At 39.1% G+C, this 14828-nt stretch carries 13 protein-coding genes; 7 read left to right on the forward strand and 6 right to left on the reverse strand.

Annotation, left to right across the window (positions count from 1 at the left end; genetic code table 11):
* Positions 1-6 precede the first annotated feature (6 nt).
* The 4 genes from B7E06_RS18990 to B7E06_RS19005 all read right to left on the reverse strand — a co-directional run bounded on the left by B7E06_RS18990 (position 7) and on the right by B7E06_RS19005 (position 4402).
* Positions 7-840, reverse strand: coding sequence for a carbohydrate ABC transporter permease (locus B7E06_RS18990; protein ID WP_082235490.1), 834 nt, complete (start codon positions 838-840; stop codon positions 7-9).
* The gene (locus B7E06_RS18995) at positions 840-1739 is read right to left on the reverse strand and encodes a carbohydrate ABC transporter permease (RefSeq protein WP_082235491.1); all 900 of its coding nucleotides are present in this window, start codon (positions 1737-1739) and stop codon (positions 840-842) included. The genes B7E06_RS18990 and B7E06_RS18995 overlap by 1 nt, the downstream gene beginning before the upstream one ends.
* Before the next feature lie 87 nt (positions 1740-1826).
* Positions 1827-3077 (reverse strand): ABC transporter substrate-binding protein, encoded by a 1251-nt coding sequence (locus tag B7E06_RS19000; protein ID WP_425432211.1) that lies wholly within the window; start codon positions 3075-3077, stop codon positions 1827-1829.
* 311 nt (positions 3078-3388) lie between these two features.
* Positions 3389-4402, reverse strand: coding sequence for a family 43 glycosylhydrolase (locus tag B7E06_RS19005; RefSeq protein WP_082235493.1), 1014 nt, complete (start codon positions 4400-4402; stop codon positions 3389-3391).
* A gap of 138 nt (positions 4403-4540) precedes the next feature.
* Between B7E06_RS19005 and B7E06_RS19010 the strand changes: the two genes are divergently transcribed.
* A complete protein-coding gene (locus tag B7E06_RS19010; RefSeq protein WP_082236070.1) occupies positions 4541-5725 on the forward strand; it encodes an ROK family transcriptional regulator in 1185 nt (394 codons plus the stop codon).
* Between the two features lie 413 nt (positions 5726-6138).
* Here B7E06_RS19010 and B7E06_RS19015 read toward each other — a convergent pair whose 3' ends face one another.
* A complete protein-coding gene (locus B7E06_RS19015; RefSeq protein WP_082235494.1) occupies positions 6139-7257 on the reverse strand; it encodes a 2-methylaconitate cis-trans isomerase PrpF family protein in 1119 nt (372 codons plus the stop codon).
* Between the two features lie 138 nt (positions 7258-7395).
* Here B7E06_RS19015 and B7E06_RS19020 point away from each other — a divergent pair, with 138 nt between their 5' ends.
* From B7E06_RS19020 to B7E06_RS19035, 4 genes are all read left to right on the forward strand, one after another.
* A complete protein-coding gene (locus B7E06_RS19020; RefSeq protein WP_082235495.1) occupies positions 7396-8265 on the forward strand; it encodes a LysR family transcriptional regulator in 870 nt (289 codons plus the stop codon).
* A 91-nt stretch (positions 8266-8356) separates the two neighbouring features.
* Positions 8357-9484 carry a Bug family tripartite tricarboxylate transporter substrate binding protein gene (locus B7E06_RS19025; RefSeq protein WP_245807780.1) on the forward strand — a complete coding sequence of 376 codons (1128 nt, stop codon included), beginning with the start codon at positions 8357-8359 and terminating at the stop codon, positions 9482-9484.
* A gap of 15 nt (positions 9485-9499) precedes the next feature.
* The gene (locus B7E06_RS19030; protein ID WP_082235497.1) at positions 9500-10981 is read left to right on the forward strand and encodes a tripartite tricarboxylate transporter permease; all 1482 of its coding nucleotides are present in this window, start codon (positions 9500-9502) and stop codon (positions 10979-10981) included.
* A gap of 1 nt (position 10982) precedes the next feature.
* On the forward strand, positions 10983-11426 hold the full coding sequence (locus B7E06_RS19035) for a tripartite tricarboxylate transporter TctB family protein (RefSeq protein WP_082235498.1): 444 nt from the start codon (positions 10983-10985) through the stop codon (positions 11424-11426).
* A 166-nt stretch (positions 11427-11592) separates the two neighbouring features.
* Here the strand turns inward: B7E06_RS19035 and B7E06_RS19040 are convergent, their stop codons facing one another.
* Positions 11593-12444 carry a DegV family protein gene (locus tag B7E06_RS19040; RefSeq protein WP_082235499.1) on the reverse strand — a complete coding sequence of 284 codons (852 nt, stop codon included), beginning with the start codon at positions 12442-12444 and terminating at the stop codon, positions 11593-11595.
* Positions 12445-12711: 267 nt separating this feature from the next.
* On the opposite strand from B7E06_RS19040, the gene B7E06_RS19045 reads away from it, so the two are divergent.
* Together B7E06_RS19045 and B7E06_RS19050 are read left to right on the forward strand one after the other, a co-directional pair.
* Complete coding sequence (locus B7E06_RS19045) at positions 12712-13566, forward strand: hypothetical protein (protein WP_082235500.1); 855 nt, start codon at positions 12712-12714, stop codon at positions 13564-13566.
* 66 nt (positions 13567-13632) lie between these two features.
* Positions 13633-14760, forward strand: coding sequence for a toxic anion resistance protein (locus B7E06_RS19050; protein ID WP_082235501.1), 1128 nt, complete (start codon positions 13633-13635; stop codon positions 14758-14760).
* Positions 14761-14828: the final 68 nt, after the last annotated feature.

Consider the following 14828-nt stretch of genomic DNA (forward strand, 5'->3'; position numbering starts at 1 on the left):
CAATGACTACTTAATACCTGTTTGTGTAATACCTTTGATTAGTTGTTTTTGCCCAATTAAGAAAATGACAATGATAGGAACAGTTGCGATAGACGTTAAGGCCATCAACTTACCATAAGACGATACAAAACTACCCTGCTGCATGATAGCAATACCAGTAGTGATGGTTCTCATTTCTGGTGAGCTTGTAGCCACTAATGGCCACAAAAAATCATTATAGATCGTCATAAAAGAGAAAATGCCTAGTGTCCACATAATAGGCCTGGCTGAAGGCACGACTACTTTCATGAAAACCTGCCATTTGTTCGCTCCATCCAGATGGGCAGCTTCCTCCAATTCTTTCGGGAATGAACGGAAGAATTGATAGAGCAGGAATACACCGAAAGCATTAGCTGTATATGGGAAAATTAATACAGCATATGTATTTAACAATCCTGCATTGCTGAACTGCATATATAATGGCAAGAATGTGATGACCCAAGGAATCATCAATGTACTGATAAACATCGGCAATAATATTTTCTTAAAGGGTACATCTAGTCTGGCAAGTGCATAGGCTGCCATTGCATCAATAAATACAATAATCAATGAACCGGTTATCCCGGCAAATAGGGAATTGAACATCCACCTGAGCACCGGCACATTCAGCCCCTGACTAAGTAAAGTGTAGACATAATTCTCAGTGGTGAATTCTTTTGGCAGCCAATTCAGACCACCCGATATAGCCTCGATATCAGATTTAAAAGAAGTAGAAAACATCCAGAAAAGCGGGGCAACGAAAATAATGGCGATAACAGTCGCTAACAAGACTAAAAATAGAGTTTTTGTTTTATTCCTCATTATTTTGCACCACCCTTTTTAGCAGGATTTGATAATTTGAATTGTACGATGGAAACAACAATCATAATTAAGGCCATTACGATTGCCATTGCAGAAGCTGAGCCTAACTGTCTTTGTTCAAAGGCTTGCTCGACAATCCCCATCAAAAGAACCTCTGTTGAATCACCCGGTCCGCCGCCGGTCATCAAATATGGCTGACCATAAATGTTGAAGGAAGCAATCGTTGAAGTGACTACCACAAACAACATAATCGGCCGAATAGATGGAAGTGTAATATGGATAAAGTTCTGCCAAGCACTCGCCCCATCAATAGCACTGGCTTCATATAAATCTCCAGGCACCTCGTTCAGTGCATTAATGAAAATGATCATATTAAACCCAATGGTCCACCACAAGGTTGCAACGACAATAGAAATCCAGGCATATGGAAGACTTGTCAGCCAGGGGATCGGGTCAAAACCCATGTTTATTAAGTAATTGTTGATCAAACCTGAATTTGTGTCCAAAAGCCATAGCCATATGATAGCAATGACAGATACTGAGATGGAATAAGGGATGAAATATAAAGTTCTGAAGAGACCTCTTATCTTTGCTGGTAAACTGTTTACCAGCAAAGCCAGCCCCAGCCCCACAACTACCAATAAAGGCACAGAATAAATAACAAATTGCAACGTATTCCAAAGGCCTTCAAAAAACAAGGAATTTAAATAAGAATTTGGGTTAAAGATGGCAATGTAATTTTTCAAACCCACTAAAGGACGATCACTCGATAAAAGATCCCATTCATGAAAACTGATATACACCCCATACACCAACGGGATGACCAAAAAAGTCATGAACATAATGAAATAGGGTAAAACAAACAATGCTGAGGTGAAAGAAGACTTTCTAGTGTTCATGATTAATACCTTCCTTCTGTTTCCAAGAATTCTTTTAAATACTATATTTAAATAGAGAAGGGCAGGTTAGATACCTGCCCTTTTTAGTTATTGCAACCTTTCATCTGCCTGCTGCTGAGCTTCCTCTAAGGCCTCTTGAATATCTTTTTGACCTAGTAATACCTCATTGATTCCATTGTAAAGAGGATCTGAAATTTGACCCCAATTTTCTACTTCTGGTGAAAACACAGCGTTGTCAAATTGCTTTGCAACCTGAGGCTGTTGTTTCAGTTCCTGGAATTCATCACTTTCATAAGTTGCTTTTGCGGCTGGTGCTTGGCCAGATTCTGCCCAGGCCATGCCGTTTTCACTTACATAATTCAAGAAGTCTGTGATGCCTTCTACTTTTTCATCACTTACCTCTTTAGGAATTACAAAGTTATGAGAGTTTGCGAATACAGCTTGCTGCTCCGTTCCTAGTTGTGGAACTGGGGCTACTCCATAGTTGATTCCTGATTCTTCCCACTGATTCATCATCCAAGGACCATTAAGGTGCATGGCATTCTTCCCTTGCAGGAACAAAGTAACTTCACCGTCTTGTTGGACATCTGCTGGAGACACTTTATGTTTCTTGATCAAATCAAGCTCAAATTGCAAGGCCTCTACAACCGGGTCAGAAGTGAATTGTGCTTTTCCATCTGCATATAAATCTCCTCCATTTTGGTGAACGAGAGTAGGGAAAATGAATTGCTGAGGCCATAGTGTCGGAACCACAAACCCATATTGCTGTTTATCTGCATCAGTTAATTTCTTAGCATATTGGAGGAATTCTTCACGATTAGCCGGTGGAGTATCTGGGTCTAACCCCGCTTCTTCAAACAGGTCTTTGTTCCAGTAGAACATTAATGGATGAATATCTAATGGCACTCCATAAAGTTTCTCATCTACTGTTGCGCTCTCCCAGCCTTTTTCATGATAATCATCTTCTTTTACTTTGTCGCCAACGATATCGTCTAAGTTTTTAAGTACATCTTTATTCGCATATGAAATGAGCTGGTCACCATGCATTACTAAAAATTCCGGCATGTTTTTCTCTCCGTTGACCGCTAAATCGACTGTTTTATAATATTCCGATTGAGGAACGATTTGGAGATCTACATTATATTTGTCTTGTGACTTATTATACTCATCAACAATTTCCTTCATTTTAGGACCATCAGGGCCAGAGAAAGGCGCCCATAGTGTAATCTTATCTCCGCTGCCTCCTGAATCTCCCCCGGATTCTTCACCACTTGAACAAGCAGCCAATACAAATACCATTAAACTAGCAAACAATACGGCTAACCACTTTTTACTCACTAACATTCTACCCCCTATTAATATAGTGATATTAGAAACCGCTTACAAAACGATCGAAAAATATAAGTTAATTAAATAAATTAACTAACTTGTTAAAACAAGGTTACTATTAATAGATTTTTCTGTCAACATAATATCTCGATAAAATTCTAAGTATTTTCATTTTTCCTTTTTACCTCTGCCTTTTGATATCTTTTTTCTATTTTAAAAGTCACTAAGTACTTTCTCAGCAAAATACTCTCTGGAATATTTTATACAAAAGATTGATCTTAATTTTTGTATATTCATAATCTCCTTCTATACTTTTCCACTTAAACATCAGGTGTTTTTTGAAGGTTCTCCTCTGGATCGTCTCCTTTAATCACAGGCCAACCATCTTTCCATTTAATTGGATCTAACATTAGAGGTCTTCTACTGGCCCCTGTCCATAGCAAGGGCTCTTCTTTATCAATAGCATGATAGACCATCCAATCGTTATCTGCATCATCCTGGACAATGGCATTATGTCCTGGCCCCGCAAATGTATTATTTCCTTCTAGTATTACTGTGCCTCCGTTATTTGTCAGTTGATTTCCTTCCTTGTCTACATAGGGTCCTTTTAAATTTTTTGACCGCCCAACAGCGACATTATACGTACTATTTGCTCCTTCACAACAGGAACCTCTTGAGCCAAAGAAATAATAATAGTCCTCTCTTTTGATGATATATGGAGCTTCATAATCGGTTCCTGCAACTTGGAATTTCTCTCCTTTCACCGAGGTACCATCTTTGGCCATTTCTATGCCATAGATTCCATGAAAACTTCCCCATATTAGATAGGGAGTGTCATCCTGGACATAGAAAAAAGGGTCAATGGAGTTTTGCACACCTATTTCTTCACTATCAAATATTTTTCCCTTATCTTCAAAGGGTCCTTCTGGACTTTCCGAAACAGCAAGCCCAATACCAGGATTGGAATCTCCCCAAATCGATAAGGAATAATAAAGATAATACTTCCCATTATAATTCGCTATTTCAGGAGCCCATAGAGAACCACTCCCTTTCCAGGAGGGTTTTTCTTCAAATGCTTCTCCAACATATTCCCAATCGACAAGGTTTTTAGACCGGACGATCGGTATTAACTTGGGCTGTGTGTCATCTCCCCAAGCGTCCTCCGTTCCATATGCATAATAGTATCCGTCTTCCCCTTCGATTATAGAAGGATCCGCCAGCACAGGTTCAAAAACGGGGTTTTCGAATTCTTTGGTTACAGAATAGTTGTATGTAATATAACCTGCCCCTCCCGCTATTAGCACTAACAAAGCTATAATCCATTTTTTCTGCATAACATCCCCCTTAAATGAAATACTTAAGTTAATTAATTATTTTAATTAACTTTATGTTATTATAAGCAAAAGTATATTTCAATTATTTTTCTAGTAACGGAGGTATTTAATTTGCAGGTGAAAGGCAGCTTTCAGTTAATGAAATCCCTAAATCGATCAGCAATACTTAATAAAATAAGAACAGATGGCCCTATATCGAGAGCAGATATTGCTAAAGAAACAAACCTTACTCCTCCTACTGTGAGCAGTATCGTTAAAGAGTTATTGGATACAGGTATGGTTATGGAAAGCTCCCAAGGTATATCTAAGGGGGGGCGAAAACCTACCATGCTCATCATAAATGCCCAAAACTTTTATATTATTGGTCTTGATGTTGGACCCACACTAATGAAGTCATTATTAACTGACTTGAATGGCACAATAATAACGGAAACCCAAACTCCCATCCCAGAACCTACTTCAAACAATGAATTACTGGAGCTTATGAAAGCAACGGTCCAAAATTTAATATCTTCTCAGATAGAACAGGATAAAATAATCGGAATCGGCATTGGCATGCATGGAGTAGTAGATGTTGAAGAGGGAGTATCACTTTTCGCTCCTAACTTACAATTGCGGGACATTTTTATTAAAGATTTTCTGGAAAAAGAGTTTGGTATTCTCGTAAAAGTAGAAAACGATGCTAGAGCCATGGCTCTTGGTGAAATATGGTTCGGTAATGGGAATGAAGCTGAAAATATCGTCTCTGTAAATCTCGGTCGAGGCATTGGAGCGGGGATCATCATTAATGGAAAACTGTTTCATGGAGAGAATTCAATCGCAGGTGAAATAGGTCATATGACCATAGATATACGTGGCCCCAAATGCAGTTGTGGGAATTATGGGTGCCTGCAAACACTCTCTTCTGGACCAGCCATAGCGGAAAAAGCTGCAAGGGAAATAGCTATTGGAAAACAAAGTATGCTGCAAGATATGGTTGATAATAACCTTGAAGAAATCGGCGGCAGTTTGATTCACAAAGCAGCTAAAAATGGAGACCAGCTTAGTATCGACATATTAAAAGAAGCAGGAGTTTTTCTTGGAATTGGATTAACTAACCTTATTCATATTCTTAATCCAAAAAAGATAATCATAAGCGGCGGGGTTTCCCAAGCCGGAGAATTCCTTTTAGATAGTGTAAAGAAAACGATACAAAGCAGGGGATTGACTAAATCTGCTAAAAATACTGAAGTTTTAATTTCACAATTAGGCTCACACGCCACAGCGCTGGGTGCTGTTTCACTGATTCTGGTAGAGCTTTTTTCCAGAACCGATACGGAATAAATTATAAAAAGCCTTCCAAAAGTTCAGCGAACTTATGAGAGGCTTTTTGGATATGTTGTGTTTTCCCCGCCTGGTATGTCAAAAGTATGACAATCTAACTTCAGTAGGAAGTTAAACCCAGCCGGCTTACACTAACTTATATTGAACTTATATCAACAACAAACCGATAGAGTACATTAGAATAGACTAATCGCTAGAAAGCTTCGTCAATATTGTCAGCAAAACTAATCTCGATCTTTGAACGTAAAATCCCTAAGGCCCCCCCTGCTACTACTTTTCAGGTTCTTATAGCGGAAAAAAACACTACCAAACCATTGTCTAATAAGACTTAAAATTCCTCAAAAACAAACAAGTAATTTTTCACTCGTCTACTTTAAGTGTACATTCAAAACACTGCGTTTAAATGTTAATGTTTAAATTACAGACTGACTCCCATAATGACTCTTTGTGTACACCGTTCCTTCCATTAATAGACGAGCGGTTCTGCCGACTTTAATGGACAATGGAAATTCATTATATATAGTTTCCATAATTCCCGCCGGGTGACCAATAGAAATGGTGTATGTGTTCCTATCTATAATGTCAGAAAGGATAGTTCCTTCAATTTTACTGGCTGCTGTGATACATACCGCTCCTGTTATAGCCAATGCTTTATGTGGACGCTGCATGGACATCATCCTCACTAATACGTCAAAATCTTTTTCATTGTGGTATTTGCCGGCAGTATCTTGATAATCTAAGGGATTTGAAACAACTGTTAATTTAGGTGTGGCCGGGGAAAGCTTCGTAGCTTCAGCCTTGGATGCGAATCCACACTTCTCGGCGGCGTCTGCTCGTAATTCTTCTAAAAGTTCGATTTGCTCTATTGAGTATTCTTCTGGTAACTCATCTCCACGAAGACCTATATCCTGAGCGCGGACAAATACTAATGGATTAGCTATATCAACTATAGACGCTCTTATATCACCTAAGGAACAGGAAAGAATATCTATCGGTCTACCTGTAGGAAGCACTTTTCCTGTTACAGCTCCTTCTGGATTTTCAAACGATAAGAATATAGGAGAACCACTGCCTGGCACGCCAGGAATCACATAATCTCCTTCTGTCTTTACTCTTCCATTTTCCACTTCTACCTCTGCTGTAATAATTTTTTTTGTATTTGTATTAAATATCCTTACCTTCGTGATAGGTTCTTTTATTGAAACAAGCCCCTTAGCGATTGCATAGGGACCGACTGCTGAAGAGATATTTCCGCAATTCCCCTTAAAATCTACCATTTGATCATATAAGCTTACTTGTGCAAAAGTATATTCAACGTCATATGAAGGGTTGCTGCTCTTATCAATAATAGCCACTTTGCTTGTAAGAGAATTGGCTCCACCTAATCCGTCTATTTGATTAGGATCTGGACTCCCCATGATGTCCAGCAGAAACCTTTCTCTTTCCTGGTCAGTTACAGGCAAATCCTTCTTTCGCAAAAAAACCCCTTTACTCGTTCCTCCACGCATTAAAGTAATAGGTACTTTATTCACTTGTAATGCCCTCCTTAAAGAAAAATGAATGTTGTCCAGATGGTATCCATAGCGTACAATGGATTTAATTATAAGAAAAATCAAAATTTTATATGGAAGTGCATAAAATTATTTTATAAATAAGGAGAGTATTATCTTATGGACCAAAAGGATTGGCAGATTTTAAATGCCATTGCAGAAGAAAAAAGCTTAACAAAAGCGGCTGAAAAGTTATTTATTACTCAACCTGCTCTTAGTTACCGATTGAAGCAGCTGGAAGAGGCTTTTCAGACTAAGCTCTTCTTTCGTACAAAAAAGGGCATTGAATTCACTTCTGAAGGTGAGTATCTTGTCGAATACGCTAAAAAGCAGATTCAAGGTTATGCCACATTAAAAGATGAGCTCTTTAACATAGGCAATGAAGTGAGAGGCACTCTTAGGATTGGAGTTTCAAGTAACTTTGCCCAATATAAGCTTCCTGCACTATTAAAGAAATTCTCTACTTCTTATCCTAATATCCAATTCAAGGTACAAACTGGATGGAGTACTGAAATCATGAACTTATTGAATCAATCTCAAATTCACTTAGGAATTCTGCGGGGGGATTATGATTGGGAAGGAGAGAAATCCCTTTTAACAAAAGAGCAATTATATATTATTTCTAAAAACGAAATTTCCCTGGAAGAACTTCCTCAGCTTCCCTTTATTTATTATAAAACCGATAACTCACTTAAACGGCTGATCAGCAAATGGTGGAATGATCAATTTTCTCAATCCCCTTTAACCGCAATGGAAGTGGACAGACAAGAAACGAGTAAGGAGATGGTGAAAAATGATTTAGGTTTTTCTGTTGTTCCCGAAATTTGCTTAACACCTTCAGATAGTCTATATACAGAAGGATTAACCTACAAAAATGGAGAGCCTGTCTTGCGTGATACTTGGTTAATGTACCGTACAGATTTTATCCAGCTTCATATTGTGAAAGCTTTTATTGATTTCTTAATTAAGCAGCAGACTGTTAAAATATAAAAAAATTTTATAGATCACGATAATATTTACCTATTTTACTTATGGAGATGAGTTTTATAACCTTATGACAACACAAAAAAAGAAGGAGGACATGCTAGTGAGAAAAATGTATGCGCTTACTTTGATCCTAATTATTAATCTTTTTTTAGCAGGTTGTCAGCCCTTATCGCTTGTCAGTTCTAATGTAACGAATGGTAAAGAAGAAGAAGGATATAATGAAGAACTGCTAACGATGGTCGTTCCTTATGAGTCAGGAGGCGGGACAGATGTATTTGGAAGGTTTATGACGAAACCGCTCTCCAAACATATCCAGGGCAATCCAAGTATTCAAGTTGAAAACGTTCCTGGGGGCGGAAGTATTACAGGAACGAACGAATATGTAAATTCTTATGATAAGGATGGAACTAATCTAGTAACAACAAGTGCTTCTACTCATATCCCTTATTTACTGGATCAGTCATCCGTTCAGTATAGTTTTGATGAACTGACTCCCCTCGTTGGGGCTCCTACAGGTGGTGTGGTTTACGGTTCTTCAGATTTAGATATTAAAAATGGTTTTGAACTAGGACAAGTAAAAGAAAAGCTTTTTTATGCAGGGATGTCTCCCACCGGTTTAGATTTAACCACATTAATCTCTTTTGAAGTACTGGAGATAGATGCCAAAGCAGTACTGGGTTACGAAGGAAGAGGTCCAGCAAGAGTAGCTTTTGAACAAGGGGAAAGTAATATTGATTTTCAAACAACGACAGCCTATAAACAGAACATAGAGCCTAAGGTAGAAGATGGGAAAGCTGTCCCGCTCTATAGTTTAGGACAAATCGATGAAAACGGTGAAGTTGTCAGAGATCCGCAATTCCCTGATCTTCCAACTGTAAAAGAAGTTTATAAAGAACTTCATGGTGTTGAACCTGAAGGCCAAGCATGGGAAACGTATAAACATTTTCTAAATGCAACCTATACTTTACAAAAGATAATATGGGTTCATAAAAGTGCTCCGGAAAGTGCAAAAGAGGAATTGAAGGAAGCAGCCAACAAATTAGTGAAAGATGAAGAATTTAAGCAAGAGTCTTCAACGATTCTGGAGGATTATGAAATTTATTCTCAGGATGAGTTGGAAAAAAGGATCGAGGACTTAGAAAAGAATACGAATGAGGAAACGATCAAGTGGGTTTACGATTTTCTCTTAAAAGAACACGGAGTGGATGGCCGAAAACTATAGAAGTGAGGGGATACTATGATTGAAAGTGCAATAGAAGCCTTAAGTATTGTTTTAGATCCATCGAGAATGTTATTCATGTGCCTTGGTATTGGGCTGGGCATTGTAGTTGGGCTTCTGCCAGGTTTAGGCGGAACTGTAGGCATGTCACTTTTACTGCCATTTGTATTTGGGATGGATCCCTTCGTAGGTATGGCTTTGTTAATCGGTATGGTAGCTGTTGTCCATACGGGAGATACCTTTCCTTCTGTATTACTTGGCATTCCAGGCTCTTCCGGTTCACAAGCAACCATTATGGACGGATTTCCTTTGGCTAAAAAAGGCGAAGCATCCAGGGCTATGGGGGCTGCTTTATTTTGTTCTATGATCGGTGGAATTATCGGCGGTGTAGTTCTTTATTTGGCAATTCCTTTCGCCACCCCTATCATTACCAGCTTTACTTCACCTGAGTTATTTATGTTAACGATGTTAGGGTTAAGTATGGCCGGCCTTTTGGCAGGAGAATCACCTGCAAAGGGAGCCTTATCTGGTTTATTAGGGTTAATGATCGGCTCAATCGGAAGTGCACCTGCTATTACGGAGTATCGCTACACCTTCGATTTACTTTACCTATCCAATGGGCTTTCCCTTCCAGTCGTCGCTCTGGCCATCTTCGCATTTCCTATACTCATTACAATGCTGACCCATAAGGGGAGCGTGGCACAGGAGAATCACTTAACAGGCGGAGTTTTGAATGGAGTAGGTGATGCTATAAAAAACAAATTCTTAATTATGAGAAGCGCTGCCTTAGGAAGCCTGATTGGCTTTATTCCGGGTTTGGGAGGAAGTGTCGTCGATTGGCTTGCTTATGGAGCAGGTAAAAAGACAGTTAGAAATAATCAGTTTGGTGAGGGAGACATTCGAGGAGTTATTGCTCCGGAAAGTGCAAACAACGCCAAAGAAGGCGGATCTCTCATTCCGACTCTCCTATTTGGCATTCCTGGCAGCGGAACGACCGCAATCTTGCTAGGCGGATTAATTTTAATGGGGTTAGAAGCAGGACCGAAAATGTTGACAACTGATTTACCTGTCACCTTGTCTATCGTTTGGACACTTGTTATTGCTAACATAATTGGAGCAATTCTATGTATGACTTTAGTCAAACCGATTTCCAAGCTGAGCTTGATTCCCGGTGAGAAGCTTGTCCCCTTCCTGACTATCTTGTTACTAATTGGAGCTTACCAAAGTAATTTTGCCTGGGGAGACATTATAGCTTTTATTGCTATCGGTTTATTAGGATATATTATGACAATTCTTGATTGGCCAAGACCTCCATTACTTATCGGATTCGTACTAGCCATCTCCGCGGAAAGATACTACTGGATATCCATCGAAAGGTACGGCTGGGAGTGGCTTAGCAATCCTATTGTTATTACAATCGGTATTTTAATAGTCATCCTATTAACAGGAGGATCCATAATGAAAAAAATCAGCAATAACTTGCAAAGAGAAGGTGTGTAAAATGACTAAACAATCATTAAATATAATCTTTACCTTTTTTATATTTATTGTTTTTATCTGGGCAGCTGTTACTGCCCTAACCTTTTCCCGTTTAGCCCAGTTCTTCCCTTTATATGTTTCTATCGCCGGGAGTATTGTATCCGGTATTTATCTAGTAATGGAAGTTCTAAAAATAATGAAACAAAAAGACAAAAGTTCTCATTCAAAAGTTTTAATTATTAAACCAATTGTATATATAGGATGGATTATAGGATACGTATTCACTATTTTTTTAGTGGGACTGTTTATTGCTTCAGCCATTTACCTTATTACCTTTTTACTTATAGAATCTAAGTTTACTTTCTTTAAGGCCCTCTACTCCACTGGTATTGCTTTAGTTATTATCTCAGTTATAAGCAATTTACTAAACATTGCATGGCCGCAGAGTATATGGTTAGGTCTATAAATATCTAAAAAACTAAAACCTCCCATTAGTTTTACTGGGGAGGTTTCTTACATTATTATTATTGATAGAAAGTATGTTATTAAGTAATGTTCTCTATTCTTTCGGCAGGAACCCTAAGCATTTTCTAGTTTCGAGTTTTCTGCCCTCACTCCAATTTTAGTTCGTACTATTGCTCTAATCCTGCTACCCCGAAGCCCCCGGCTCCAGAGTGAGTCGAAATCATACCGCCCGCTCGGATCCAGCTTATATTTTTGAATCCTTTTTCTTTGGCAACTTCCTCCAACTGCTGCTTGATTCTTTCATCAAGTCCGATAGAGTAGATAAAATATAGCTGCTCTCTATCAATGTTGAATTCATTTAAGTAATCATTTAAGAGTTTTTCAGTAGCTCCACTCATTTTTCCACGGTACTTCTTTGTAGAGATAAGTTTTCCGTCCTTCAATTCTATGCATGGTTTTATTTTCAATAGTGTTCCAATTAAAGAAGCCATGTTACTTACCCTTCCACCCGCTTTGAGAAACTCTAGGCTCCCTGGAATGAAAGCCAGTCTTGATTTAGGAACGACTGCCTCTATTTCTTCAATTAATCGTTCCGGTTCCATGTCAGGTTCTTTTTCTAAAACTTTAGCGGCATACAGTACAATTGCAGCCAATCCTCCTGTAACGTTTAGAGCATCTATAAGAAATATGTCTTCAAACTCTTCCGCAGCAATCACAGCATTTTGAAAAGAAGAAGACGCTTTCGATGTATAACCAATATGTATAATGAAGCAATCTGGAAATTTTTCTTTTATTGTTGCAAAAAACTCTTGATATTCATGAGCATTAGTCGAGGTCGTAGAGGGTATTTTCTTCGTACGTTCATAATAGTCGTAAATATCCTGGACCGGCAAAGAACCGTCTAAGTAATCTTTTCCATCCATAATGATGTGCATAGGAACTACTTGAATATCGTACTTTTCAGCTTCATCACCCGGTAAGTCGGCACCGCTTTCGGTCGATAAGATTATCCTTCTCATTTTATCTCCCCCTAGGTTTTATTTAGGACCGTCATCACTCTTGCTTCCTTATGCTTTAACTATACATGAGATAACCGTATTACACTTGTGATAACTTTTATTTCTCTTCCATTTAGGGCTTATTTCTATTACTGCCGGTAGAATGGTTTTGCTGATGGAGAATACATAGGCATTTCTTCATATCAAACTATGATTTGTGGTATTCTTGAAGTATATTGGAAACATTTTTCCACGGAAAAGGAAGGACTTAAAAGGGGCTGAAGAAGCATGGAAAACCTCTACTCTTCTACACTTGAAAATTTGGAAAGAACGTTCATGCCGCATACCTCCGCATATCAGCGGTACATCGATTTTCATACGATGAGAGAAATGAAGCAGGTTATTAAAGAAAAACGGCCCATTTATTTCGGTCTGAATATAAAAGAACTAGTAGAGGTGAACAAAAGATATATTTTGGATGGATTTTGGAACGGTGTCTTTTTCACCGCAGTGATTCCGACTTCCAACATGTTCAATTGTACTATTGAGGTGTACGGAAAGCCGCCGAAAATGCTGCTTGGCCGCTTTGAAATGGGAGAAGATGAAGATTCATTTTTCCCTACGTTTTTAAAAGAAGAATTCACGAGAAGAAAAGGGCTTGGAGACACATTGCGTGATTTTTCGCAGGTTTTGTATACGTATGTGGAATCTTACGTGGAGCGCAAGGAAAGATCTGGAGAAATAGCCACTTCTGAACACGTCGATGAAGAAGTCCTCGAAGGCTGGAACTTCCCGTTTCTCGAGAAGCAGCCTGATCTTCAAAAAGAGTGGTTTTCTTTAAAGAAACGGACAGTGAAACAATTCAGTCGAATGGAAGAACTCACAATTGAAGAACAATACGCCCTGGAGACGATGATGGATAAAGACGTTCCTAACTTCATCGAATCGTTTCAGCAATTGTCGGAGGTTAATAAGGAAAAACGAAAAGATGAACTGTTGGAGACGATGTACGATTTACGTACGTTCATTGAAACACTTGAGCAAAAGGAAGAAGAAAGTCATGCACAGAATTTTGCCAGAAGCAAGGGGATTATTGCTTCCAAGTATAAGAAAGAAGATGAGAGTTTCTACTCCCAGAAGTAAGAAATGTTTTGCAACCGTCCCTTTTGTTTTTCTTGAAACTACTATTGTCAGATAGGAGATATGGACATGAGTGAAAATTCTTTCCTTAGAGACAAAGAAGCTGAAATGAACGCCCAGGACTTGAAAGAAGCGATGACACTTATTGAAAAAGAAGATATCGCCCGCCTGAACGAAGAGGCGGAAGCCTACGCGGAAAAGTTCGAATCTTCAAGAGACGACTCCCTTTCAGAAGTGATGAGAGAGCTCGGGGATCTCGGAGAAAAGGAACAGCGCATCGCCGGAGAGACGATGGAAACGTTGAAGCGCCCGGTAAACGATCTCAAATCTAAAGGCAATAAAGACATTCCTGAAACGTTAAGTGAACTAGAGGCCATCGTGTCAGACCTTGATCCGAAACGTACGGAAGGTAACGGCATCCAGAGATTCTTCTATAAACTAAGCAAAAAGCAGCCAATCGATCGCTACATGAAGAGGTATGAAACGGTCGACTCGAAGATTGATACGGTTGTTCGCAGTCTGCTGGCGGGGAAAGACCGGCTGGAAGAAGACAGCGTCGAATTACAGCTTATTAAGGAAAACGCCCAAAAGCGCATCTATGACCTTGACAAGCAAATCTATCTTGGGAAGAAGCTGTTTGAGCTTTTGCAGGAAAAAGAAGCTAAGGGCGAACACGATCTGGCGCTGCTTACAGAAGGAAAAGAGAAGATCATTACACGTACGAGAAACATGACACAGATGAAAATTGTGCTGCATCAGAGTATTTCTTCTGTAGATATTATTAAGAAAAACAATGAAAAACTAAAGGAATCCATTCGGAATGCCGTTACGCTGACGAAAAATATTATTACCGTTTCCGCTTCGATTCAGCTCGCTTTAAATAATCAGCGGAAAGTGATCGATACGGTGAACGGCGTCAATAAAGCAACAGAGGAGATGCTGCTGTCGAACTCCAGAAATCTAAGGCAGAATGCCGAAGAGACTACACAAATGATGGAAAATCCCGCAATTAGTATGGAGGCTCTCCAAGAGTCATTCGATAACATATTCGAAGCACTGAAAACGACAGAGCAGTCGTCCGAGCGAATCATCGCTTCGAGTGAACAGTTCATCGAAGAAATGGATGCTTTAAACGAAAATGTCAGGAAAAAATTATCCCAGACGGGCAGTCATACACAAAGAGCGCTTCGTGACTGAAGCGCTCTTTTATATTTGGCCAATTATAGCAATATAAATTCGCAAAACTGTGGGACGAGACCTTTCAG

The organism is Halobacillus massiliensis (assembly GCF_900166625.1).
Taxonomy (GTDB): domain Bacteria; phylum Bacillota; class Bacilli; order Bacillales; family Halobacillaceae; genus Halobacillus_A; species Halobacillus_A massiliensis.